The sequence below is a fragment of the Clostridium sp. UBA871 genome (genome assembly GCF_002295255.1).
Taxonomy (GTDB): Bacteria; Bacillota; Clostridia; order Clostridiales; family Clostridiaceae; genus Clostridium_J; species Clostridium_J sulfidigenes.
On the sequence record NZ_DBFV01000004.1, the window covers coordinates 368,916 to 391,687 of the forward strand.

A 22,772-nucleotide genomic window follows, 5' to 3' on the forward strand; every position below is an offset into this window, starting at 1 on the left:
CACCTTTTATTTGTTAGAAATTAGTAATCTATACAATACAATTTTATTATCCTATTTTATCATTGTCAAAAAAATTTTCATATAGTATAATTTTCATGTTACAATATATGAGTTATAATGTGCCCACTTGTAGTGGGTTTTAAATTTGATTAAATAAAATTTAGTAGTTTCATAGATTTGGGGGTAAAGATGATTCATTTAATTGGAATAAAGAAAGAACTTGACTTAATTTTAAGAGCTAAACTAGCAATATCCCAAGATAATATAGATGGAATATTACTAAAAATGAAAGAAACTCTATGCGAAGAAGTTGTTATAATTAATACCTGTAATAGAACAGAAATATACTTAAAATCTTCCCTATCTCAAAATATCATAATACAAGAAGTATTCAATACACTTAATTGGGATGAAGAGTTTATTAAATATATATTTTACTCTAATGATAGCAAGGCTATAACTCACTTACTGGAAGTTAGTTGTGGGTTTCATTCAAAAATTTTAGGTGAAGATCAAATCTTAGGTCAAGTAAAGGATGCCTACTTAAAAAGTAAAGAGTTAAAAGTTATAAAAGCTTCTTTTGATAAGCTATTTACAATGGCTATTAGTTGTGGTAAAGAGTTTAAAACCGAAAGTAAACTATATAAGACACCTGTGTCCTATTCATCTATTGCTGCTAAAAAAGCTATAGACCAAGGTTGTAAAAATATATTAATATTAGGTTTTGGTAAAATGGCTCAATTAACTTTAAATTATCTTATAGGAAAACAAGATATCTTAGATAAAATATATATTGTAGTAAGAAATACAGATAAGGTTATTAATCATAGTACTATAATAAAAAATATAAAATTAATGGAAAATAAAAAGATTGAAATTATACCCATTGATAATATGGTAGATACTTATAAATATATAGATGCTTTAATATGCTGTACTTCTTCCCCTACTCCAATTGTACTAAAGAAAGATCTCCCTTCACAACCAATTTTAATTTTTGATCTTTCCTTACCAATTAATGTTGAAGATTCTTGTAGTGAATTAAAAAATATATGTTTATTTAATTTAGATAATCTTCAAAATGTAGATAAAGAAAATAAGATTCAGCGAAGAAATATTATGAATTCAAATAAATATATAATAAAGAAATACTATGGTGAATATAATAATTTTTTAAAGTTAATGTCCTTAAGTGGTATAATTAAAGATGTAAAAGAAGAAGGTAAATTACTTGTGGAAAATAATCTTAAAACTTTTAAAAATAAAAAGTACACTAAAGATAATGACAAGCTTGTAGCTACCCTTTTAAAAAGTAGTGCTAACACATATATAAATCGTGCCATTGAAGTTTTAAAAGAAGAAACTTTAAAAGGAAATAATAAGGACGCCTATGAGTTAATTGAACGTATTTTTCTAAATAAATTTAATTAGGAGGAAGAGCTTAATGAACAATAAAACTATATTTGAAGAAAGCAAAAAGTATATTCCCGGAGGAGTTAATAGTCCAGTAAGAGCACTTAAGGATATGGGTATCACCCCTCCTATTATAAAATCTGGTATGGGTTCTAAAATATATGACGAAGAAAATAAAGAATACATAGATTTTGTTGGAGCTTGGGGACCTATGATTTTAGGGCATTGTAACTCCAGAGTTGTTGATGCTATAAAAAATACTTCAGAAACTGCTATAGCCTTTGGTGCACCAACAAAATTAGAATTAGACTTAGCAAAACTTTTATGTGAAACTGCCTCAATTGATATGATTAGAATGGTTAACTCTGGCACTGAAGCTACTATGAGTGCAATTAAATTAGCCAGAGGCTATACTAAGAGAAATAAAATTGTTAAATTTGCTGGTTGTTATCACGGCCATTATGATGGATTTTTAGTAAGTGCAGGTTCTGGTGTTATGACTTGTGGAATACCTGGCAGCGCTGGTATACCTAAAGAACACATAGAGCATACAATTGTTGCTAATTATAACGATATAGATAATTTAAAAGAAATATTTACTGCTTATAGTAATGATATAGCCTGTGTTATTATTGAACCTATTGCTGGAAACATGGGAGTTGTTAAACCTTCTATGGAGTTCATGGAGAACTTAGATAAACTTTGTAAAGATAATGGTACTTTATTAATATTTGATGAAGTAATGTGTGGTTTCAGAATTGCATATAAAGGCGCAAGAGAGCTATTCCCAAATGTTAAACCTGATCTTATTACCTATGGTAAAATTATTGGAGGCGGCTTACCTTGTGGGGCTTATGGCGGAAGACGTGAAATCATGGAACTACTTGCTCCATTAGGCCCTGTGTATCAGGCAGGAACCATGTCAGGTAATCCTCTTGTTATGGCTGCTGGAATAGCAACAGTTAAAGAATTACATGAAAAACAAGATATATATACCCATATAGAAACCATAGGAACAAGATTAGAAAATGGTATTAAAGAAATTTCAAAAGAAAAAAATATAAATGTAGTAATTAATAGAGTTTGTGGTATGATGACTGTATTTTTTACAGACTTAAATGAAATTAATAATTACGAAGATGCTAAAAGTTGTAATACAAACATATTTAGAAAATATTTTATGCATATGTTAGACAAAGGAATTAATTTACCACCGTCACAATTTGAAGCAATGTTCCTATCAATTTCTCATAGCGAAGATGATATAAATAAATTTCTTACAGCCTATAAATCATTTAATATATAAGTGTATAATTATAACATTTATAATAACTTGGGGTACAAAGTTTTTTTGTACTCTTTTTTTATTACAATAAAATGAATATAATAATTTATCAAGTTTCATAAACTAATTATAATAGCTGTTTATATCAATTATTTTTCATAAAAATGCATAATATTAAATACGGCTTTTTAATTCATAAATTTTCTGAATAGTATTGCAATTATAATTATACTGATATATAATTTATTTAATTACTTAAATTGGAATTTAATATAGGAGTGTGTTGTTAATGAAAGAAAAAAAACAAAAATCTAGTAAGATAGCTTCCCCCCCTAGAAAGCCAAAAGTTTGGCAAGCTCTTATACCTATTTTAGTTCTCATTATTTCTCTATCTATTGCAATTATATTCTATGAATCAAGTCCACATATTCCTTTAATAATTGCAGCTGCAGCTGCAACTATTACAGCTTTATGTATTGGATTTAAATGGGAAGATCTCGAAAAAGGATTTATCGATACTATTCAAATGTCAATGCAAGCAATTATAATACTTATGATAATTGGAGTTTTAATTGGTGCTTGGATATTAAGTGGTACTGTACCAACAATGATTTATTACGGACTTAAAATTTTATCTCCTGGTATATTCTTAGTTGCTACATGTATAATCTGCGCTATAGTTTCATTAGCTACTGGAAGTTCGTGGACAACTGCTGGTACTGTAGGTATTGCACTTATAGGCGTAGGTATTGGTTTAGGAATCCCTACTCCAATGATAGCTGGTGCTATAATATCTGGTGCATATTTTGGAGATAAAATGTCACCGCTTTCTGATACAACTAACTTAGCTCCTGCTATGGCTGGTTCTACTTTATTTGATCACATTAAGCATATGTTTTATACTACAACGCCAAGTTTAATAATATCTCTTATACTATTCGCTATACTTGGGATGAAATATGCAGGCCAAGAATTGGATGTATCAAAGTTGAATATAATATTTGATGGACTAAAAGCCTCCGGTGTAATTAACCCAATTCTATTGCTACCTCCAATAATAGTAATAATACTTGTTATAAAAAAAATGCCTGCAATTCCAGGACTACTAATAGGTGTTGCTACGGGAGTTCTTTTAGCTATTTTAGTACAAGGTTCTAATTATGGTGATATAGTTAACATTTTAAATGATGGATATGTAAGTGAAACTGGAGTTGAAATTGTAGATGAACTATTAACTCGAGGCGGCCTTCAAGGTATGATGTATACCGTTTCTTTAATTATATGTGCGATGACCTTTGGTGGTATAATGGAGAAAGCTGGATTCTTAAATGTACTTGCTGAAAAATTACTTAGACTTGCCGTTAATACAGGTTCTCTTGTACTAATTACTATAATTTCTTGCATTGTTGTTAATATACTTGCTGGAGATCAATATTTATCTATAGTTATTCCAGGTAGAATGTATAAAGATGAGTATGCTAAACGTGGCTTAGCACCTAAGAATTTATCTAGAGCTCTAGAAGATTCTGGAACATTAACATCACCATTTATTCCATGGAACACCTGTGGAGCATTTATGTCTACTACTCTTGGTGTTTCTTGTTTCTTATATGCACCATTCTGCTTCTTGAACTATATAAATCCTATAATATCAATAGTTTATGGATACACAGGATTCTCAATGGAAAAACTAGAAGACCCAGAAAAACTAGACAAACCAGTTATCAAATCCTAGTATGCTTTGAAAAGATCATATATTAAATGGCCTTTTTATCCTTTTATAATATTTTCTAATATGAATAATGTCAATACCACTTAGGCAATAATATAATGAATATTATTGCAAGGAGTTGATTTTCTTGGATAAAAAATATATAGTTAATAGTTTAAATGAATTATTACAGGGCATATATATTGATATAAACCTTTTTGAAGATTATATAAAGCACTCTAAAAATGAAGATGTTATTTCTCAAATATCTAAAGTTCGAAATGACTACCAAAAACATGCATATAGAATATGTAATATAATAACTGATTTAGGTGGTAATCCTATAGAAATTGATAATTGTGTTGATATAAATTCATATATTAATATTGATGCTACAGTTATTGACAAAGAGCTTTTAAAAAAAACTTGTGAAGCTGCAAATAATGTATTAAATTTAGGTTGTAAATTAATATCAGATCCTAATTTTATTAATCGTGAAAGCTATACTACTATAAATTTAATGAATAAAGATTATCAAAAACATATTAATCATATTGAAAGATATGAATTATATAGTGGTAGTTTTCAATAAAAATTGTAAAATAATTTCAATACATTATAATTCCTAAAAACATTAAAATGCCCTATTAGTATTAATTCAATAAAATACTAATAGGGCATTTTAATATATATTATCTTTTTTTATTAATCTTTTTACCAATGATGTATCCTATTAAAAGTCCAGTTCCTAATGCAAGAGCAGACTTTACTTTTTCAAATTTAATTTCAGCATCTGAAATAGGTTTCACATTGTTAATTATAACTGTATCCTGTTCTATAATATCTTCATTTGGATATATAAAAGCTCCTACTAAGCACAAATGATTAAATCTTTCTTCTGAAAAGTTATTCGATAAATCTTGAAGAGTTTTCAAAAAATATTCTTTAGTCCACTTATTATCCTCTTCTAGTTTTGCTCCATCATGAATTTCAAATAATCCCTTAATGTTTTCTTTAGCATAATTTAATGCATTTATAATTTTTTCTGAATTTTCTGGTTCAACTCTTATGTATTCAATTAATGCTTTTCTTACTTCCTCAATACTATTGGATTTAACTGCTTCTTCTATTAAATTTAAACTTATTTCCATAACTAATCTCCTTCTCATCTTGGTTATTATTGAAATCTTCCGACATTTTTAAATTATATCATTTAAAATAGTTTACTATACTATAATTCTATTGTTAGTATATACTAATTATATAGTTTTTTACATAAAAGTTCAACGTATAAATAGTAATTATTAGTATATATAATATAATCATTATAATAATTATCAAATTTAACTCATTTAGTATAATATAATATTAAGTAGAATTATATTTAAGTTAATTTTACTTACCGAAGGGGTGTTATAACGCTTGAATAGTTATGGATTAGTATTAGGTGGTGGTGGTTCTAGGGGTGCTTATGAAGTTGGAGTGTGGAAAGCTTTAATAGAATTAAATATAGATATATCTTCGGTAGTTGGAACTTCTATTGGAGCTATTAATAGCGCTTTTATATGTAGCAATAATTATAATGACTTAGAAGAGTTATGGCTATCAATAGATTTTTCAACTTGCTTCAATATTGATGATAATTTTTCTATAGATGAAAATCTATCATTTAAAAATCTTCCTAAATTCATGAAAAATATTATATCTAATAGAGGGTTAGATCATACACCTTTAAAAAGATTACTACAACGCTATTTAAATGAAGATATAATAAGGAATTCACCTATAGATTTTGGTATTGTTACCCTTACTATGTATCCCCTAAAACCTATAGAAATATTTAAGACTGATATTCCTTACGGAAAAATTATTGACTATATAATGGCAAGTTGCTCTCTGCCTGGCCTAAAGCATATGGTTATTGATGGTGTCAGTTTTGTTGATGGAGGTATGTATAATAATATTCCAACCAGCATGCTTTTAAATAGCCCTTGTTCTGCTATAATCCAAGTGGATATAGATGGACCTGGATTCAGTCAAAAAATTAATAATATAAATGATATACCTATAATAGAAATAAAATGTAGTGAAAATCTTGGTCCAATTATTAGTTTTGATAGTGAAAGAATTAAAAGAAATATAAGTATAGGATATTTAGATACATTAAAAACCTTTAAGCAATTAACAGGACAAAACTATTATTTTTTCAAAGATGAGTTCCCTAAGGGATTATTAGTAAATATTAATGCCATTGAGTTTAAACTTATAACTGATTCCTTAAATTTTAATAATTCCCTATACAATCATTTAAAACTATTAAGAACTATAAAAAAAATTGATAACTTTTCAGGCATAATAACAAAAAGCCGTGTTAATATTATCATGGCTATGGAAATCACTGCAGAAATTTTAGAAATTGAAAGAAATATTGTATATAGATATGATGAACTTTTAAATAAAATTTTACAAAAAGTAAATGTATATAAAAAAAATATAAATTGTAAGGAACTTTCACTAAAAGATTATTTAATTTTTAAAAATTGCAATCTTCTAGATACATCTAAATCCACAATAGCCTTTAGAAACACTTTAGCAATTACATTTCCTAAAGAGTTTATTGCTCATATGTTTTTGTGTTTAATTAATTATAGAATCAATTTATAGCATTACATGTTCTTAAATTATTAAAAACTTTACTCTCTTTTAGTCTAAAAACTATGTTATAATTAAAGTATAGCTTTTTAGTATACTTATTGAATATTGATTTATTGGAGGATGATAAAATATGAACATTGCCTTTTTTCTAACTCCTAAAAGCGAAGTAATTTTTGAAAAGGTTAGTTCTACTATGCGAAGAGCAATGGAGAGAATGGAATATCATAGATATACTTCTATACCTTTAGTGGATGATAAAGGAAAATATGTAGGTACTTTAACAGAAGGTGATCTTCTTTGGAAATTAAAAAATTCTTCCGAATTAAGCTTAAAGGATACAGAAAATGTTTTAATAAAGGATATACCAAGACATTTTAAAGATAAACCCGTATCAATTAATTCTGATATTGAAAGTTTAATACTTGTTGCTAAATCACAAAATTTCGTTCCAGTAGTTGATGACTCAAATATATTCATTGGAATTATAAAAAGAGGAGATATAATATCATATTGTTATAAGAAATTATTTGAGGTAGATAATAGTGATGAGTTTAGCGAATTTAAAACTATGTCAAAAATAAGTTAATAATTATCACTTAAGTTTAAAAACCCTTTAATGCTAAAAACATTAAAGGGTTTTAATATATTTTAATTCTGTATTTTAGTATTTTTAAGTTAAACTTTTATTTATTCTTCCATCTTCATAGCTCTCATAGCATTTAATACAGCTATTATTGTAACTCCTACATCTGCAAATACCGCCATCCACATATTGGTAATCCCTAGAGCTGTTAATACTAAGACTATAGCTTTTATCAATAAGGAAAATGCAATATTTTGAACTACAATTTTTTGTGTCTTCCTAGCTATTTTTATAGATGTAGATATTTTTTCAGGATCGTCAGTCATAATAACAACATCAGAAGCTTCTATAGCTGCATCTGAGCCTATTCCCCCCATTGCTATCCCTATATCTGCTCTAGCTAATACGGGAGCATCATTTATTCCATCTCCAACAAATATTAATCTTCCCTTCTTAGAAAGGCCATTATATATTTTTTCTACTTCACTTACTTTTTCATGTGGCATTAATTCGGCCCTAACCTCATCAATAGAAATAACCTTTGCAACATATTCAGCAATTGTTTTATTATCTCCAGTAAGCATAACAGTTTTCTTAATCCCTAGTTCTTTTAACTTTGCAATAGCCATAGGTGAAGTATTTTTTATTCTATCAGAAATCACTAAACTTCCTACAAAATTATTATTTACTGCAACATATATAATAGTACCCACTTCATTTGATTTTACATACCTAATTTCAAGTTCTTCCATCAGTTTATAATTTCCTGCATATATATATCTATCACCAAAGTATATTTTTACACCTTTACCTGGAATCTCTTCATAACTCTTTATTCTACTTTTATCAATAATAGCCTTCGTACTAATTTTTTTATAGGATTCTACAATAGATTTTGCAATAGGATGATTAGAATATATTTCAGCATATGCCGCATATTCCATTAACATGTCCTCAGTAATGAATCCATAAGGAGTAATTTTTGTAACTTCAAAGCTTCCTTCTGTTAATGTACCTGTTTTATCAAAAATTACCACTTCTGCTTTGCTCAATGCTTCAAGATAGTTTCCTCCTTTGACAAGCACCCCACTTCTAGATGCTCCTCCAATCCCACCAAAGAAGCTTAAAGGTATTGATATCACAAGGGCACAAGGACAAGATACAACTAAAAATGATAGTCCTCTATATAACCAGGTATATAAATCTTCACCCATAGCTAACGGTGGTAAGAAAGCTAGTAGAATAGCTAATATAACCACAATAGGAGTATAGTATCTAGCAAACTTTGTTATAAACTTTTCTGTTGGTGCTTTTTTATTTGAAGCATTTTCTACTAATTCAAGAATCTTTGATACTGTAGATTCACTAAATTCCTTAGTTATTTTAACTTCAATAAGAGAAGTTTTATTTATCGATCCAGCTAAAACTTCAGCTCTTTCCTTAACTACTCTTGGAACAGATTCTCCTGTTAAAGCAGAAGTATCTATTTGAGAATCTCCCCTTACTACAACTCCATCTAAAGGAATTTTTTCACCTGGCTTAACAACTATTATATCACCAATACCTACCTCTTCTGGAGAGACAGAAGATATATCCCCGTTACTTAATTTTAAATTTGCATGGTCTGGACGAATATCCATTAACTCTGATATAGAATTTCTAGATTTATTAACTGCCAATTCTTGAAAAAACTCTCCTACTTGATAAAATAGCATTACTCCAATAGCTTCTGGATATTCACCAATTAAAAATGCACCAATTGTAGCTATACTCATTAAGAAGTTCTCATCAAAAACTTGACCTTTTATTATATTTTTGCCGGCAATAAGCAGAATATCTCCACCAATTACTAGATAAGAAGCTATAAATAAACATAAACTTATCCTATCCTTAGTTAATACTCCAGCAACTGCCAAAGAAATTCCTATAATAAATTTTATTATTTGTTTCTTTTTAAACCCTTCTCCATGATCATGGCTATGGTTATGAACATGATCATCACTATGAGAATCCTTGTAGGTAACCTTTTCTTCCTTAACTTTATTATCATTTGAATTAGAATTAATACTTTTTATATTTCCCTGAACCTTAACATTTTTTTTATTTATAATATTTTTTTCAATTTCTTTAACTCTAACTCCATGTTCAATTCTAGTAGATATGCTTTCCACATCATCAAATATTATTTCTCTATTAGTGTTCTCATCAACCTCTAAAATAGCTTTTGATGTCACAGAGTTGACTACAGCACTTTGTACGTAAGATAATTGATTTAGTTCACGTTCGATTTTCAAAGCACAATTTGCGCAATGCAATCCTTGAATTTCATAAAGCCTTTTTGTTTGTCCCATTATTTTACTCCCCCTATAACTAGTTTATTCATTAACGTGGCTAAGTCCTTTATAGAAAATATCTTTAACATGATCATCATCTAAAGAATAATATACAACTTTTCCATCTTTTCTTGATTTTACAATCCTAGCTAGCTTTAGTACTCTTAATTGATGAGATATTGCAGATTGTGTCATATTAGTTAAAGCTGCTATGTCGCAAACACAAGCTTCTGTATTTAACAAAATATTTAATATTTTAACCCTAGTAGGATCTGCCATGGACTTAAATAAATTTGACAGTTCCTCTACTGTAGTATCATTTAAAGTTTTATCTTTTAATTTCTCAGTAATTTCATCATGTATGCAAACTTGCATACAAACCTCTTCTTTATACATATATTACATACCCCTTTCATGTGAACACTTGTTCATACGTTTATACTATGCTCATTTCTTTTTTTTGTCAATACTTTTCAAACAATATATTTAATTAAATATTTCATATAATTTATAATATAAGCATTAATTATAAATTTACACCTAAAAATAAAATGACTATCTATTAAGGCAGTCATTTTATTTATTCATTGATTTTAAATTTATTCATTAAAATAAGTATCTATCATCTTTTCTGCAATTCTTTTATTTAAGGACGCTGAATTTAAAAGTGTTAATATAATCAATAATATTTTTTTATAATCCTCATAATTTTTAGTAGTTTCTTTTTCACATAAATTAGTTGTATCATTGACAATTGAAGTTAAGAATTCTTTTTCTTTATCAATTTGATTTTTCTTTAATGAAAGATATTCATTATATATATTACTTAAATCAAAATTTGATTTTTCTTCTGATAATATTTTTACCATAGGGGTAAATAATTTTTTTATATCAGCTATAGACAAAGTTTGCTTTAAATCATAAATTAAAATCATTAAAAGAATATGATCTTTAGAATATTTTTTATTTTTATTTTGAAAAAGCAATTTGTCTTTAGAGTAGTTATTTATCATAGTTTTGGTTAAAATCTTGTCCGTAGGGTTTCTTTTTATATGCTCTAAGTTATTTTCAAATAATTGAATTACTTGATCCATATATAAATCAATATCTGGTATTTTATTAATATTAATCCTATCATCTAAGTTCATATTAATTAAAAGCTCTTCTAAATTTTCTATATTAAAGTTCACATAATCACCTCTTATGTATATTTTCTTTTATTATAATATTATTATTAATAGTAGTAAATAATATTAGATATAAATATACATATTAAAATTATTTTATAGAAACTTAAACTTAATTAATAATTATAATTAACACATTTTTAATAATTATTATATATATTTATATAATCAATGTGATATAATATACATATAATAATACATAGTATTGATAACTATATGTTACAATAAATCTTAGGAGGTATATTATGACTAATTCAAAATTTAGAGAGCCCTTTAGTGGATTTTCCCATATGGTGGGAGCTATAATTTCTTTACTTGGTTTATGTTTCTTATTATTTGCTCAACTTCATAGTAACAATTACAACATATACACTTTAATATCAACTGTTATATTTGGAATAAGTTTAATTCTACTGTATACAGCTAGCAGTGTATATCACCTTACCGTAGCTAAAGATTCCATGATTAATATCCTTAGAAAGATTGATCATGCTATGATATTTGTATTAATTGCTGGAACTTATACACCTATATGCTTAGTTCTATTAGAGACACCAATTAGGTACTATATGCTTGCTATAATATGGACTGTAGCTATAATTGGAATTCTTTTTAAATTGTATTGGATTAATTGTCCTTCCTGGTTATCTTCCTCTATTTATATTGCTATGGGATGGATGGCTATATTCATTTTTAATCCACTTTCAAAAGTTGTATCTAGTAGAGGTCTTTCAATACTAGTGATAGGCGGAGTATTATACACCATCGGTGGAATTATATATTGCTTAGAAAGAAAAGGTAAACACAGAACTTTTGGTGCTCATGAAATATTTCATATTTTTGTTCTACTTGGAAGTTTTACTCATTATTACTTCATTTATAGGTATGTATTTAATCTATAACATTTAATTAATAAAATTTTCGAAAATAAAAACTACTGATTAATTGATAAATTAATCAGTAGTTTTTACTATTTTTACTCTTTTATATCTATTTTTTCAGGAACTTTCATAATAAAATTTTCTATATCTTCATCATCCTCATGCTCCGATTTACCCTTAGCAAATTTAGAATCTGAGGGTGGAGATATAATGTAATTAATTATTATCGATATTACAATTCCAACAATAGTATCAACGGTTCTTTGAAAAGCGTATAGAACTATATTTTCACTAGTCATAGTAATCATAATTACACAAAATACAACACAAGCCATAGATATAGAGTCTTGCCATTTTAATATATTAAGTAATGTAATCAAAAGCACCATTCCTAAAAAGAGCAGAAATATGTTACCTGGATCTATTAGAACAGTTATAATGCCTATTATTCCTCCCATTATAGTACCAAGCACCCTTGCAATTCCAGCATTAATTCCCTTCTTCACTGTGGTTTCCATAGAAATCAAGGCACCTGTAACCACAAAAAATGGTGATTGAAGATGAAACAATTCAGCTACAATTACACTTATTACTGCGGCTAGAGCAGTTTTTATATTTCTCATACCGATATATTTCTTAAATTTATATATAGAGTTTAAGTTCTTCAAGATTACAATCTCCTTAATTAATGTTGTTCATTTTTTAATTATATAAAAAGTATTATTAATATTATATAACTTGTAATATTGTGTTGTAATTAATTAAAAGAAAGTTCAATAAATTTAAATAAATCATAGGAAAATAATCCTTTACTTGTAAGCTTCACCTTTGGAATAACAGGTAGACTCATAAAAGATAAGGTTATAAACGCATCCATATCAGGTTTTAATCCATAGTTCTTTACTAATCTATTTAAATTTTTCAACTTATTATATACATAATCTATAGGTGAATTAGTCATCAATCCTCCTATTTCTAAGGGTAGACTATCAATTAGTACACCTTCACTGACTATAGTAATTCCTCCACCTATGTCAATTAGCTTATTTACCGCCTTACACATATCCTTATCATTATCTCCTATAACTATAATATTATGAGAATCATGTGCTATACTTTGAGCTATAGCACAGTTTTTAATACCTAATCCCGATAAATATCCTAAGGAATAATGATTTGTATTTTTATGTCTTTCGAAAACTCCTATTTTTAAAACATCTTCATATTCACTCATATCTAAATATCCATCTATAGTTTTACTAGATTTCACTAACAACTTAGTTTCAAGAGATCCTGGAGTTACACCAATTACATTTACTTTGTTTCCATTAGATAGTATTCTAAAGTCCTCCTCTTTCAGCTTTTCTATTTTCATAGTGTTTTCACTTTTAACAATGTAAGATAATTTATTATAGTCATCTATTTCTCGACCTGACTTAATTACTTTATAAATATCTACCTCATTTAAATCATTTAAAATAACCAGATCAGCCTTATATCCTGGTGCTATAGCTCCTTTATCTTTTATGCCATAACATGTGTACCCATTATAACTCCCCATTATATATGCTTTTATAGGATCAATACCACTTTGTATACTGAGTTTAATAGCATTATTTATAGATCCCTCTTCCACCAAATCCTCTAGATGTCTATCATCAGTACAAAATAAAAACCTTCGAAAATTCTTATTATTAACTGCAGAAATCAAATCCTTTAAATTTTTAGCAGCAGAACCTTCCCTTATAAGAATATACATACCTAATTTTACTTTTTCTAAAGCTTCTTCTTTTGAAGAACATTCGTGGTCAGTTCTTACACCTGATAAAATGTATTGATTAAGATGTTTATAAGAAATTTGAGGTGCATGCCCATCTATAATTTTATCTCTAAATACATTCAACTTATTCATCATGGACGGTGCTTGCTCTATTACAGAAGGTATATCCATTACCTCACCAAGCCCTATTACTTCTGGTTTATCAATAAACTTAGATAAATCTTCTGCACTTAAAATAGCACCGTTCTCTTCGAAGGATACTGCTGGTACACAGGAAGGCATCATAAAATATATATCCAAAGGGCTTCTTTGTGCACTATCTAGCATGAAAGATATTCCATCAATTCCAAGTACATTGGCAATTTCGTGCGGATCAGCTACTACTGTAGTAACCCCATTGGCTAAAGCTACATTTCCATAAGATTCTGGAGTTGTCATGGAAGATTCCACATGAATGTGTCCATCCATAAACCCTGGACATATAACTTTAGAACTACAATCAATTTCCTTAAGCCCTTCATATGAACCTATTCCTATAATTGTGTCATCAATAATTCCTATATCTCCCTCTTCTATTTCTTCAGTAAATACATTAATAAATTTACTATTTTTAAGTACTAAATCACACTTATCATTCCCTATAGTAGCGCCTTTTCCTTTTATTAATATTTCCATAATACCCCCTAAATTTTTAGAATTATATGTATTTTGTATGTTATTATGAATTTATGTGGTATCATGTTTAATATATTAATTCATTCTATACAATTTAACTATTATTTCCCACATTCTAAATTTGTGAATACCAAATACAATATATATAAAATTATCTCATAGAAAAATACAAATTTATATTCTTCTATGAGATAGTTTTTAATTACTCTGGTCTAATATACTTATTCCATTGAGTATATATATGAAATAAACTAACTACATCCTGCATATTATACAAAAGAATTTTCTCTTTCTTTTCCATAGGCATTCTTGAAAAATACATATCATCTTTCATTATCTTACCAAAGGTTTTAGCTAATGTTGAGCCACTTATGACTTCACTTTCCCTAACAATGTCACATTCACTCTCTAGTGCTTTAAGTCCTATTGACTTCTGTTTAACTTGTTCATATTTTTTTTGCAAATCTATACTTTTAAAATATTCTTCTACAGTATAATTTAACTTATATTTTTTAAACAGATAATCAATTACTAGATAATCATTATTACCTGAAAAAGTAACAACATATTCTTTTTTTAATGTATTTCTCATATTTTCAAAATACTCTTTAGCCAAGGCAAGAATTTTCTCAAGTTCATGCTTATTTTCAATCATATACTGAGTAATTACCAACTTATTATTTTCTTCGTCATAATATCCTGCTCCAAAGACCCCTATGCATATAGGTTTCTTATAAACATAATGTTCTAAGTCAAAGAAAACTGATTTTTTATAAAGTTCATTATCTCCGCTAATATTTAGACTTTGTTTAAATTTATCTTTTTCAATGTCTATAGTACTTTCTTTAACTATCACCTTACCACTCATTTCTTTAATAGGTATTGTACTTCAAATAAACCTATATATAATTATATGTACTATAAAAATATATAATTATATTATACCATAAATAAATCCCTTTTATCTATATTATACATCCGTTTTATGCATTTTATTAATACATATTTTAAGTTGACATTGGTTATCATTTAGAATATAATATTACCATAGATATTGATAATTATTTTCATAAAGGAGTGATATTCATGAATGTTTTTAATTTAAAACCTGGTGATAAAGGTTTAATTAAAGAACTTGCATGTGATGATAGATTAGCTAAAAGATTATTAGCTTTAGGGTTTGTTGAAGGAACAGAGGTTTTAGTTAAGAAAACCGCTCCTTTAGGGGATCCAATTATTATAAACTTAAGAGGGACAGACCTTGCAATCAGAAAAAAAGATGCTGAATTAATTTTTATTAAGGAGGCAGTGTAATATGAAAACCATTGCCCTTATTGGTAATCCTAATGTAGGAAAAACAACTTTATTTAATGCACTAACAGGTTCTAACCAATATGTAGGTAACTGGGCAGGTGTAACTGTAGATAAAAAAGAAGGATATTTGTCAAAGGAAATAAAAATTGTTGACCTACCAGGTATATATGCAATGGATACCTTTTCTAATGAAGAAAAAGTGTCTAAAAACTTTTTGTATACTGATGAAGTAGATTTAATTGTAAATATAATAGACGGTTCTAATCTTGAGAGAAACCTTTACTTAACCTCTCAATTAACCGAATTTAATAAGCCTATTTTATTAGTGGTAAATATGATAGATGTAGCAGAAAGTAATGGAATTCACATTAATTATTCCGATTTATCTAAAGAATTAGGTGTTAATATTATGGCTATATCTGCTTCAAAAGGTGAAGGTGTAAAAGAGGTTAAAGACTTTCTTATTAATAACTCTTCCTTTAACTCTATAGATAAAACTATTAATTCTAAACATGAGTTTAATAAAATGAACGAAAAAGAAACCTATGGATATATAGAAAACATTCTGAACAGATGTGTAGAAGGAAAAAAAACAAACATTAATACTATTACTGAAAAATTAGATTCTATTGTGCTTAATAAGTTTTTGGCTTACCCTATATTTTTAGGAATTATGTTTATTATATTTAAATTTACCTTTGATTGGGTTGGTGGGCCACTGCAAGAATTAGCTGATAAACTAGTCAATGAAGACTTTGTATCTTTAATAGAAATACCTCTAGCTAATACATACCCTTGGTTTAAATCATTAATAATTGATGGTATCATTGGTGGTGTTGGTTCAGTAATTGTGTTTCTTCCAATTATATTAACTCTATTTGTAGGGATTAGCTTCCTTGAAGATAGCGGTTATATGGCTAGAACAGCATTTATTATGGACAAGTTAATGAGAAAATTAGGACTTTCAGGAAAGGCTTTTATACCTTTAATAATGGGCTTTGGATGTTCAGTACCAGGAATAATGTCTGCAAGAACTTTAGAAAGTGAAAAAGATAGAAAGTTAACAGCTCTGATTATTCCTTTTATGTCTTGTAATGCCAGATTACCTGTATATGCCCTATTTGCTGGTGCACTCTTTGCAGGTTATGAATCATTAGTCATTTTCGGATTATATTTCTTAGGACTTATAGTAGCCTTTATAATGGCGTTTATATTTAAAAATACTTTATTTAAAAAAGACGAAGAACCCTTTATAATAGAATTACCTGAATACAAACTTCCTGAGTTTAAAAGTTTAATACTTCATACTTGGGAAAAAGGTAAAGGATTTTTAAAAAAGGCTGGAACTTTGATATTCTCTATATCTGTTCTAGTATGGTTCTTATCAAACTTTAATATGAGTGGAATGTCTGAAATTAACGAAAGTTTCCTTGCATCTATAGGTAACTTCATATCCCCGATTTTTGTTCCATTAGGCTTTGGTACATGGGAAAACTCTGTGGCACTTTTAACTGGACTTATGGCTAAAGAAGTAGTTATAGGAACTCTAGGGGTACTTTATACAGGTGATTTAGCTAATAGCATAGCTACGACATTTACAATAGCTAGTGGTCTTTCTTTCTTAGTATTTACTTTGTTATACACACCATGTGTTTCTGTTGTAGCTACCTTTAAAAAAGAATTCAGCGGAAAACTTGCTGTATTCTCAGTTGTATATCAATTTATTGTGGCATGGATTTTTTCATTTGGAATATATCATATAGCTTCACTGATATTTTAAAGAGGTGATAATACTATGGAAATACTTATAACTATAATTATTGCTATATTAGCGATCTTTATTCTATTTAAAAATTTAAAGAAAAAATCTAAAGGATGTAATTGTGGTAGTTGTACCTCTAAGTGTCCTAATTACGTTAATACAATAAAAAAATATGAGGATGATAAACAACATAATAAGTAAAGAAAATCCCTTGGATGATAAATTGTCCAAGGGATTTTCTTTATATTAATCTTTTATTACATTTCATCTACTGTTTCAAGACCTATAAGATGTAATCCACTTTCTATTACTTGAAGAGTAGCTTTAACTAAAGCTAATCTGGTATTCTTTGTTACTTCGTCCTCTGAATTAGATATATTTATAGAATTATAGAATTTATTAAAAGCTTTAGCTACATCTATAGTAAATCTTGTAACTATACTTGGTTGTAGTTTATCCAAAGCCTGCTTAATAGAATTATTAAACCCAGATAAAGTTTTAACTAGTTCAAACTCTTCCTCTGAAATAAGCTTACCATAATCAACTTCTCCAGTACCTTCTCCTAATTTTCTTAAAATACTCTTTCCTCTAGCATAAGTGTATTGAACATATGGTCCAGTTTCTCCTTCAAAGCTAAGCATTTCATCCCAATCAAAGATTATGTCTCTCTCTCTTGAGTTTTTAAGATAAGCAAAGACAACTGCTCCAATTCCTACCTTCTTAGCTACTTCTTTTTTATTTTCTAATGTAGGATTTTTCTCATTTATTATTTCTTCTGTTTTAACTACAGCTTCGTTTAACAAATCCTCAAGGAATACTACATCGCCTTTTCTTGTAGAAAGCTTCTTATCTGGGAAACGAACTAAGCCAAATGGTACATGTATACAATCATCAGCCCAATCATAGCCCATCTTTTTAACTGTGCTAAATACTTGTTTAAAGTGAAGGGATTGATCCTTTGCAACTACATATATATTCTTATAAAAATCATAGGTTTTCTTTCTATAGAACATAGCTGCTAAATCACGAGTGGCATATATTGTAGCTCCATCTGCCTTCTTTATTATACAAGGTGGAATATTAAGCTCCTCTAACATAACAACCTTAGCACCATTACTTTCCGTTAATAACCCTTTAGATTCTATTTCATCAATGACAGCATCCATTTTATCTTGATAGAAGCTTTCACCAGCAAAAGAATCGAATTTCACATTTAACATATTAAATAATTTATCAAATTCCTTTAAGCTTAAGTCTTTAAATTTAGTCCACAGCTTAACTTCTTCTTCATTACCATCCTCTAGAAGTTTAAAATGCTTTCTTCCTTCATCATCAAGAGCAGGATTTTTTTCTGCTTCATCATGAAATTTTACATAAACCCTTAACATTTCTTTAATCGGTTCTTCCTCTAAAGCTTTCTCATCACCCCAATGATTATATGCATATATAAGTTTACCAAATTGTGTTCCCCAGTCTCCTAAGTGGTTTATCCCTATAGCGTTATATCCCTGAGAATTAAATATTTTATAAAGAGAATTACCAATCATAGTAGTATATAAATGTCCTACGTGAAATGGCTTTGCAATATTAGCTGAACAATATTCAACAATTACATTTTTGCCTACTCCTTCTTTTGTACTTCCATAATTCTCTTTCTCATTTAATACTTTTTCAATAATTTCTTTCATAAAATCATTTTTAGCTACAAAAAAGTTTATATAAGGACCAAAAGCTTCTATTTTTTCAAATCCATCTAAATTACCAAGTAATCCTTTTAGATCTTGAGCTATCATATTTGGTGCTTTCTTCATAGATTTTGCTAACTGAAAACACGGGAATGCAAAGTCCCCCATTTCTGGTTTTGGTGGGTTTTCAACAAGTCTTTCTATTGTTTCCTTTTCCATATCTATATGCTTACATAAATTTTCTGCTATTATATTTTTATACTCCATAATAAATCCTCCTTTTTATTTCTAACTCTTTTATTTATTAAAATTTCAAAATGCATATAAAAAACCGTCTCTTTCCATTGGAAAGAGACGGTTATATACCCGTGGTACCACTCTAATTGACTTTTTTAAAAAGTCCACTCATAATTTTAACGCTTTTCACGACTAACCCTACTAAGTAATCCTTTGGGGCAGCTTCTCCAAGGTTCTCTTCCTAATTTATTATAAATAAATTTCCCTACAATTACTTGTTAAGATTCTTTTATTCTTGTGAAGCTCACACCAACCTTCACTCGCTTTAAGAATTAATAAAGAAAGTACTGTCCTTTTCATAGAATTTCCATATTAAATTTTATATTATTTGTATTATAAATAAATAATGGTAAATTGTCAACTAAATAAATTAATATTTATACAAGTTAAATGTTAATTTATTCATTTAATGCCTATCTACTACAAAAGTAATTTTTATATCAACCTAAGCTCTATTTTAATTCTAAATACTCATCATAAGTCATATTCTTATCAATTACACCACCAGGAATAATTTCTATTATTCTATTTGCAACAGTATTAATAAACTGATGGTCATGGGATGTAAATAATATAGTTCCAGCAAAGTTAATTAATCCATTATTAACTGCTGTTATGGATTCAAGATCTAGGTGGTTTGTAGGCTCATCTAAGATTAATACGTTAGCTCCACTTAACATCATCTTTGATAGCATACAACGAACTTTTTCCCCTCCAGATAGCACAGATGCTTGCTTTAATGCTTCTTCTCCTGAGAATAACATTCTTCCAAGGAATCCTCTTATAAAACTTTCCGCCTTTTCTTCTGAAAATTGTCTTAACCAATCCACAAGATTTAGATCGCAACTCTCAAAGAACTCAGAGTTATCAGATGGGAAATACGATTGAGATGTAGTTATCCCCCATTTATAGCTTCCACTATCTGGTTCCATTTCACCCATCAATATTTTAAATAAAGTGGTTTTAGCAATACCATCTCCTAAAAATGCTACCTTATCATTCTTATATATCATAAAACTTACATTATCTAAAACTTTAACACCATCAATAGTCTTACATAGATTCTCAACAACTAACAAATCATTACCAGCTTCTCTATCCGCTTTAAATCCTACAAATGGATATCTTCTTGAAGATGGCTTAATATCATCAAGAGTTAATTTATCTAATTGCTTCTTTCTACTAGTTGCTTGCTTAGCTTTTGATGCATTAGAACTAAAACGAGCTATAAAGTTTTGAAGCTCTTTAATTTTTTCTTCTTTCTTTTTATTCTGATCCTTAGACATTTGTAATGCTAATTGACTTGATTCATACCAGAAATCATAGTTACCAACATACATTTGAATTTTTCCAAAGTCTACATCAGCCATATTAGTACATACTTTATTTAGGAAGTGTCTATCGTGGGATACCACAATAACAGTTCCCTCAAAATCCATTAAGAAATTTTCAAGCCAAGCTATAGATTTAATATCTAAGTGGTTGGTAGGCTCGTCAAGTAAAAGAATATCTGGATGACCAAATAAGGCTTGTGCAAGTAAGACTTTAACCTTCTCTGAACCATTTAAATCCTTCATTAACTTGTAATGTAAATCTTCTGTTATCCCAAGTCCTTGAAGTAATGTAGCTGCTTCACTTTCAGCTTCCCAACCATTAAGATCTGCAAACTCACCTTCAAGCTCAGAGGCTCTTATACCATCTTCATCACTAAAATCTTCTTTAGCATAAAGAGCATCCTTTTCATTCATAATTTCAATTAATCTAGGATGACCCATAATTACAGTTCTTAGTACTTCTTCTTCATCATAAGCAAAGTGATCTTGCTTTAAAACTGCTAATCTTTGTCCTGGTGTTATATTAACTTCGCCTGTATTAGGTTCTATATCTCCGGATAATATTTTAAGAAATGTAGACTTCCCTGCACCATTTGCTCCTATTAATCCATAACAATTACCTTCTGTGAACTTAATATTAACATCCTCAAAAAGTTTACGTCCTCCGTATCTTAAACTAACTCCTGTAGTACTAATCATAACGTTACCTCCAATTATCATTAAAAAAGTCTTACCCATTGGGTAAAACCTCTTGAACTTTTCTTTAAAACATACGATTACTATTATAACATAGATTTATATTTTATACTATTCTTTACTTCAAATATTTTTACTTTCTACTATTATCTCTTGAAATCTATACCTTTGTCCTGTTGGATTAACCTTATTTTTAGGTACTTCTTCTATAAACATCTTATATGGTCTTACAAACAATCCACACTCCCCATATAATGCTCTATATAGCACCATCTTTTCTTGCGTTTCTGAATTTATTACAAAATCCTCAAGTAAATATAAATCCCCTTTGAAGTGTCTAAAAATCTTCCCCTTTAATTCTGATATATCTCTCATAACTCCTCCTATATAATTACTTTAATACTACAATAATCATAAATATAACCTATTAAATCAATTCTTATATTACATCTTTTCCAAATGGTGCTAAAGATAATTTTGCCATTTTTAATGATTGAGCAGCAAAAGGTATCCCTATTATAGTTATAGACAGTAAAAATGCACTTATTATATTGGTTATTGCAAGGAGCAAACCTCCAAATATTACCCATAATATATTCAGAAAAAATCCCATACTACTATCATTTGTTGTAATAACTTCTTTTCCGAAAGGTGCAAATTGTAGTTTAGCTAACTTAAAACACTGAATACCAACTGGTATTCCCACAATAGTTATACACCATAAAAGACCTGTTAAAAACCATTGCAACCCTGCAACTAATCCTCCAAATACAAACCAAATAATATTTCCTAAACAACTCATAATATACTCCTTAAATACTTCTAATAATTAATATAATATATAATTAATTTATATTTGCAATGGAATTTAATAAAAATTAACAAAAATAAGCTTAGATAAAATTAAATTTACCTAAGCTTATTTATAAATATTTTTATTTATCTAAATTTTCATTTACTTTCTCTAAATAATTTGTTTCACTAACAATTTTATTTTCAAAATTTTCTACGGCCCCTTTAGTATAATTACCAATAGCCTTTGAATTTAATCCTTGGAGATTATTATCATTTTTCAAACCATTATTTTTAAAATTATTGTTTTCACTCATTTGTTATCACCTCCTGAATTTATTGTTAGTAATTTTATTAGATTTATTCAACAAATATTTGCTATATACTTC

22 protein-coding genes and 1 other annotated feature are annotated in these 22,772 nt (G+C 28.2%); of the genes, 10 read left to right on the forward strand and 12 right to left on the reverse strand.

Annotated features, from left to right (window positions below):
* The first annotated feature begins 189 nt into the window (after window positions 1-189).
* The 4 genes from hemA to B3086_RS07800 all read left to right on the forward strand — a co-directional run bounded on the left by hemA (window position 190) and on the right by B3086_RS07800 (window position 5,001).
* Window positions 190-1,431 carry a glutamyl-tRNA reductase gene (hemA, locus tag B3086_RS07785; protein WP_346848114.1) on the forward strand — a complete coding sequence of 414 codons (1,242 nt, stop codon included), beginning with the start codon at window positions 190-192 and terminating at the stop codon, window positions 1,429-1,431.
* A gap of 13 nt (window positions 1,432-1,444) precedes the next feature.
* Window positions 1,445-2,719, forward strand: coding sequence for a glutamate-1-semialdehyde 2,1-aminomutase (gene hemL, locus B3086_RS07790; protein WP_346848113.1), 1,275 nt, complete (start codon window positions 1,445-1,447; stop codon window positions 2,717-2,719).
* Between the two features lie 268 nt (window positions 2,720-2,987).
* A complete protein-coding gene (gene nhaC, locus B3086_RS07795) occupies window positions 2,988-4,433 on the forward strand; it encodes a Na+/H+ antiporter NhaC (protein WP_346848112.1) in 1,446 nt (481 codons plus the stop codon).
* Window positions 4,434-4,557: 124 nt separating this feature from the next.
* Complete coding sequence (locus B3086_RS07800) at window positions 4,558-5,001, forward strand: ferritin-like domain-containing protein (RefSeq protein WP_346848111.1); 444 nt, start codon at window positions 4,558-4,560, stop codon at window positions 4,999-5,001.
* Window positions 5,002-5,101: 100 nt separating this feature from the next.
* Here the strand turns inward: B3086_RS07800 and B3086_RS07805 are convergent, their stop codons facing one another.
* The gene (locus B3086_RS07805) at window positions 5,102-5,560 is read right to left on the reverse strand and encodes a hypothetical protein (protein ID WP_035132239.1); all 459 of its coding nucleotides are present in this window, start codon (window positions 5,558-5,560) and stop codon (window positions 5,102-5,104) included.
* A 271-nt stretch (window positions 5,561-5,831) separates the two neighbouring features.
* Here B3086_RS07805 and B3086_RS07810 point away from each other — a divergent pair, with 271 nt between their 5' ends.
* Both B3086_RS07810 and B3086_RS07815 read left to right on the forward strand, forming a co-directional pair.
* A complete protein-coding gene (locus B3086_RS07810; RefSeq protein ID WP_346848110.1) occupies window positions 5,832-7,073 on the forward strand; it encodes a patatin-like phospholipase family protein in 1,242 nt (413 codons plus the stop codon).
* A 121-nt stretch (window positions 7,074-7,194) separates the two neighbouring features.
* The gene (locus tag B3086_RS07815) at window positions 7,195-7,650 is read left to right on the forward strand and encodes a CBS domain-containing protein (protein WP_035135753.1); all 456 of its coding nucleotides are present in this window, start codon (window positions 7,195-7,197) and stop codon (window positions 7,648-7,650) included.
* 101 nt (window positions 7,651-7,751) lie between these two features.
* Here B3086_RS07815 and B3086_RS07820 read toward each other — a convergent pair whose 3' ends face one another.
* The 3 genes from B3086_RS07820 to B3086_RS07830 all read right to left on the reverse strand — a co-directional run bounded on the left by B3086_RS07820 (window position 7,752) and on the right by B3086_RS07830 (window position 11,170).
* Window positions 7,752-9,998, reverse strand: a complete 2,247-nt coding sequence (locus B3086_RS07820; RefSeq protein ID WP_346848109.1) for a heavy metal translocating P-type ATPase — start codon at window positions 9,996-9,998, stop codon at window positions 7,752-7,754.
* A 24-nt stretch (window positions 9,999-10,022) separates the two neighbouring features.
* Entirely contained in the window at window positions 10,023-10,376 is a 354-nt protein-coding gene (locus B3086_RS07825) for an ArsR/SmtB family transcription factor (protein WP_035135755.1), read from the reverse strand.
* Window positions 10,377-10,579: 203 nt separating this feature from the next.
* Entirely contained in the window at window positions 10,580-11,170 is a 591-nt protein-coding gene (locus B3086_RS07830; RefSeq protein WP_035135888.1) for a DUF1836 domain-containing protein, read from the reverse strand.
* Between the two features lie 242 nt (window positions 11,171-11,412).
* Here B3086_RS07830 and trhA point away from each other — a divergent pair, with 242 nt between their 5' ends.
* On the forward strand, window positions 11,413-12,069 hold the full coding sequence (gene trhA, locus B3086_RS07835) for a PAQR family membrane homeostasis protein TrhA (protein ID WP_346848108.1): 657 nt from the start codon (window positions 11,413-11,415) through the stop codon (window positions 12,067-12,069).
* A gap of 74 nt (window positions 12,070-12,143) precedes the next feature.
* On the opposite strand, the gene B3086_RS07840 is transcribed toward trhA, so the two are convergent.
* The 3 genes from B3086_RS07840 to B3086_RS07850 form a co-directional block, all read right to left on the reverse strand.
* Window positions 12,144-12,716, reverse strand: a complete 573-nt coding sequence (locus B3086_RS07840) for an FUSC family protein (RefSeq protein WP_346848107.1) — start codon at window positions 12,714-12,716, stop codon at window positions 12,144-12,146.
* 89 nt (window positions 12,717-12,805) lie between these two features.
* Window positions 12,806-14,503, reverse strand: coding sequence for an adenine deaminase (ade, locus tag B3086_RS07845; protein WP_346848106.1), 1,698 nt, complete (start codon window positions 14,501-14,503; stop codon window positions 12,806-12,808).
* 202 nt (window positions 14,504-14,705) lie between these two features.
* Window positions 14,706-15,371: a ribonuclease H-like domain-containing protein gene (locus B3086_RS07850; RefSeq protein WP_150845565.1), complete on the reverse strand. Its 666-nt coding sequence runs from the start codon at window positions 15,369-15,371 to the stop codon at window positions 14,706-14,708.
* Between the two features lie 218 nt (window positions 15,372-15,589).
* Here B3086_RS07850 and B3086_RS07855 point away from each other — a divergent pair, with 218 nt between their 5' ends.
* From B3086_RS07855 to B3086_RS07865, 3 genes are read left to right on the forward strand one after another with little or no spacing between them, the layout of a single operon-like run.
* Complete coding sequence (locus B3086_RS07855; RefSeq protein ID WP_035133006.1) at window positions 15,590-15,817, forward strand: FeoA family protein; 228 nt, start codon at window positions 15,590-15,592, stop codon at window positions 15,815-15,817.
* 1 nt (window position 15,818) lies between these two features.
* The gene (feoB, locus tag B3086_RS07860) at window positions 15,819-17,597 is read left to right on the forward strand and encodes a ferrous iron transport protein B (protein WP_346848105.1); all 1,779 of its coding nucleotides are present in this window, start codon (window positions 15,819-15,821) and stop codon (window positions 17,595-17,597) included.
* Window positions 17,598-17,612: 15 nt separating this feature from the next.
* Window positions 17,613-17,780: a FeoB-associated Cys-rich membrane protein gene (locus B3086_RS07865; protein ID WP_346880268.1), complete on the forward strand. Its 168-nt coding sequence runs from the start codon at window positions 17,613-17,615 to the stop codon at window positions 17,778-17,780.
* A 56-nt stretch (window positions 17,781-17,836) separates the two neighbouring features.
* On the opposite strand, the gene argS is transcribed toward B3086_RS07865, so the two are convergent.
* From argS to B3086_RS07890, 5 genes are all read right to left on the reverse strand, one after another.
* Window positions 17,837-19,531 carry an arginine--tRNA ligase gene (argS, locus tag B3086_RS07870; protein ID WP_346848103.1) on the reverse strand — a complete coding sequence of 565 codons (1,695 nt, stop codon included), beginning with the start codon at window positions 19,529-19,531 and terminating at the stop codon, window positions 17,837-17,839.
* Between the two features lie 80 nt (window positions 19,532-19,611).
* Window positions 19,612-19,870, reverse strand: a binding site (T-box leader).
* A 143-nt stretch (window positions 19,871-20,013) separates the two neighbouring features.
* The gene (locus B3086_RS07875) at window positions 20,014-21,594 is read right to left on the reverse strand and encodes an ABC-F family ATP-binding cassette domain-containing protein (RefSeq protein WP_346876246.1); all 1,581 of its coding nucleotides are present in this window, start codon (window positions 21,592-21,594) and stop codon (window positions 20,014-20,016) included.
* Window positions 21,595-21,714: 120 nt separating this feature from the next.
* Window positions 21,715-21,966, reverse strand: coding sequence for a DUF1653 domain-containing protein (locus B3086_RS07880; RefSeq protein ID WP_035132998.1), 252 nt, complete (start codon window positions 21,964-21,966; stop codon window positions 21,715-21,717).
* 64 nt (window positions 21,967-22,030) lie between these two features.
* Window positions 22,031-22,393 carry a YccF domain-containing protein gene (locus B3086_RS07885; protein WP_346848102.1) on the reverse strand — a complete coding sequence of 121 codons (363 nt, stop codon included), beginning with the start codon at window positions 22,391-22,393 and terminating at the stop codon, window positions 22,031-22,033.
* Between the two features lie 133 nt (window positions 22,394-22,526).
* Window positions 22,527-22,700, reverse strand: coding sequence for a hypothetical protein (locus B3086_RS07890; RefSeq protein ID WP_346848101.1), 174 nt, complete (start codon window positions 22,698-22,700; stop codon window positions 22,527-22,529).
* Window positions 22,701-22,772: the final 72 nt, after the last annotated feature.